At 39.6% G+C, this 336-nt stretch carries 1 pseudogene; it reads right to left on the bottom strand.

Going from position 1 to position 336, the window contains the following annotated elements:
- Positions 1-45: 45 nt before the first annotated feature.
- A pseudogene (locus ACYVRH_RS15130) lies at positions 46-336 on the bottom strand (hypothetical protein); the annotation flags it as partial.

Here is a 336-nt window from a genome sequence, read left to right as displayed (position 1 = left end):
CCTGAATCCGTATGAAAATTCTCTATATTTTAACGGATTAGAGAATTACAAGCATTGAAAGGCGGCATCAAGTTGAAAATATAAATGATGCCAAGGATTATCTTCCCAGATTTTTATGATTTTCTTTCCGGCGTGTCTGACATATTTTATGGCAATACCAATAATATTCTGTATTACCTTGCCAAGCCGCATCCTCTGGCTCCGACTTTTAACCGGCAACGCTGTTTTTATTTTCTTCGCACTTTGCCCTATGAACCGCAATACATTAAACGCGTTCATCGCTATCATCAAATACAGTTCGTTCGCATTGAATTTCCCCGACGGCAGCCGTTCAAT

The sequence above is a fragment of the Treponema sp. R80B11-R83G3 genome, assembly GCF_054786115.1.
This window is presented reverse-complemented; position numbering and strand designations above follow the sequence as displayed.